The organism is Bacillus glycinifermentans, assembly GCF_001042475.2.
GTDB lineage: Bacteria > Bacillota > Bacilli > Bacillales > Bacillaceae > Bacillus > Bacillus glycinifermentans.
In genome coordinates this window covers 1-2364 of record NZ_LECW02000046.1, presented here as the reverse complement: position 1 = coordinate 2364, position 2364 = coordinate 1, and the positions used below count along the sequence as shown (strand labels likewise).

Sequence of the window (2364 nt, the reverse complement as noted above, 5' to 3'; positions counted from 1 at the left end):
TTTCCGGCCTTGTTTACGCAGTCAGACGGATTCCTGGCGAGCTTGCCCGCGTCCATTGCCGCCTTGACTTCGTTTAATCGTTGGCGGTCAGTTTCCGATAGCTTGCTTGCGAATATGCGGCGCCAGCTTTCCTCGATCGGTTCGGCCGTTTTCGCCTTCTTTTTCCGCTTGGCTGTTTCGGCAACTTTTTCGTTTTTAACTTCGTCATTTTTAGGTGTCAAAGCGCTAAGATTCAACTGCAGATTTCCGAGTTCCATTCGCATCCTCCTTTCTCGCGTGATGGGTTCGGACTACTTTTCGTCTTTGTCTACCGCGACCACGATGCCGAACAAAATAATCGCTAATGCCGCAATAGGAAGCGTGATTAACGTCTCTTTATCAATGTTCAATCCCGCTGAGAACGCCAACCCCACGCCCAATACGTACGATAATATACGCTCTGTCTTCTGGCTCATAAATCGACCTCCTCCGTCCATTTCCGTCTGTGTTCCGCCTCGTTATCCGCATACCAATCCGACCAGCAAGCGTTGTCGCAAAAGTACCGGTCGAAGAGCAAATCGTATGTCACGGATTGCCCTTCGTTGATTGCCCGGTTACAGGCGGCGCAGATGGCGGCAGGTTTTGCGTCCACTTACTCGACGCCCTTTCGATCGAAACGCGCTTCGGTCGGCGTAATGAGCTTTAGCCGATCGATAGGCACAGTATATCTCTTGACATAGCCGTAATTATCCAACGCCTCGATTACTATAGCACGTTCGCTCCTTCTTCTAACGACCTCTCCGAACCCGATAGTCTCGAACCAAACCGGATCATCATACGCAACAATATCGCCTTTTTTATACTCGTCAACCTCGCGTCCGATTGCGGCCCATTTTTCAATCTCTGCGGCCTCTTCTTCCGGTAGGAGTTCGAGTTGGTCAGGCGTTGCGTATCCAAGCATTCCGGCATGTGTAATTTCGATACTCTTTCCGTCGGTGCGACGAGAATTGTTATAACTTACTGAATAGACTTTTCCGTTTTCGAAACCTAATAACGGATATTCCCCGCCGCCCGATTTCAACCGGACTTTAGCGCCTTCCTTAAATTGAGCGCGAGCTGCCGCGTCTTTTGCTTCGGCAATTTCTTCGTCAGTGGCGCGGACGAGTTCCGACGCATCGACGAACCAAACTTCTCCGTCTGAGAGACGTCGCGCTTTAAAATTCGGGTTGTTTCCCGCCTCAATTAACTCGATTATGTCATCGGTATCAAATAGGTGGCCGAATTCCTCACGGACCACCTTCGCATAATCACCGACTTTCAACCGCTCAGGCTTCGGCTCGGCCTCAGCGCTTGCGGCGCTTACTTTGCGATAGACTGCGTAAGTATCATCCGCTGAGGCATAGTTTTCGTCACCGACATCGTCAGTAAAATAGATATCTCCTAGCCAATCGACCTGGTCAATTTCGTACATCTTTTCCGTTGTAATATCGTCATCGTAAGTCTCGATAAACTTAACGAAATCGCCCGCCTTCGCTTCGCTTTTGTCAATCCGGATGTACTTCGGTTCAGCTTCGCCTTTTAGCGTAGCAACGTCGAATTTTAGGGATTCGATATCCTTTTCGTTTGTGCTTACGCGCTCTTCTAATGTCGGATGGGACGCGGAGACTTTGCGGAATAGGTCGTAGTTATGCCTAAACGAACCATCTCTATCGCCAACATCATCGAGAATTACAGCGTCCCCATCACGATCAACATCAATAGCTTTGTAAAAACTACCCTTAGTTGCATCGCGAAATCCATCTGTAATGGGTAAAACTAAATCGCCCGTTTGCGCGGGGCCTTCCACGCGCTCATACTCCGCACCGTTATACGCAACCTTCGTAATTTCACCGTTCACCATATCGAGTGTCTTAACGCCTTCTAATTTCGCCATCGAATCGTCCTCCTTTTATTGACCGTCCGACCCGGTAAGGTCAAACCGCCTCCGCTTCGTTATTTTCCGCAAAATCTTCCCTCATGAAATTCAGATCCATTTCGACCCAACGCTTGCCTTCCCGCTCCGACGGTCCCCAATAGTCGGTAATGCCGCGGTTGTCGAACATCCAGACGCGAGGGAACTTGCCCTCACCGATCAGCACGCCGATGAAGAAGTCGACGTCGTCCGTCGTATAAGGCTGACCGTCTCCTTTGCGCCCTTCTACCGTTAAGTAGCCGCGGTCTTCCCGACGATCACGAATCGTCTTAACCTGAAACGTCTTCCATTCGCCAGTGCCCGGATCTCTTGCGCTGATATCGAAGGATTCTTCCGTCTCCGCTTTTGATACCGCCTGCCACCCGCTAGCCATTAAAGCTGCGCGGGCGATCAGTTCGGAATATTTGCCGATA

General features: G+C 50.3%; 4 protein-coding genes and 1 pseudogene. All 5 read right to left on the bottom strand.

The features are described from left to right. Positions 1-257: pseudogene (locus AB447_RS22680) on the bottom strand (DNA polymerase); the annotation flags it as partial. Positions 258-290: 33 nt separating this feature from the next. Beyond that, positions 291-455, bottom strand: coding sequence for a hypothetical protein (locus AB447_RS25985; RefSeq protein WP_156416014.1), 165 nt, complete (start codon positions 453-455; stop codon positions 291-293). Beyond that, on the bottom strand, positions 452-631 hold the full coding sequence (locus tag AB447_RS22675; RefSeq protein ID WP_057957761.1) for a hypothetical protein: 180 nt from the start codon (positions 629-631) through the stop codon (positions 452-454). The genes AB447_RS25985 and AB447_RS22675 overlap by 4 nt, the downstream gene beginning before the upstream one ends. Further along, positions 632-1912 (bottom strand): hypothetical protein, encoded by a 1281-nt coding sequence (locus AB447_RS22670; protein WP_057957760.1) that lies wholly within the window; start codon positions 1910-1912, stop codon positions 632-634. It abuts the gene before it with no gap. A gap of 40 nt (positions 1913-1952) precedes the next feature. After that, a complete protein-coding gene (locus tag AB447_RS22665; RefSeq protein ID WP_156416013.1) occupies positions 1953-2363 on the bottom strand; it encodes a hypothetical protein in 411 nt (136 codons plus the stop codon). Position 2364 lies beyond the last annotated feature (1 nt).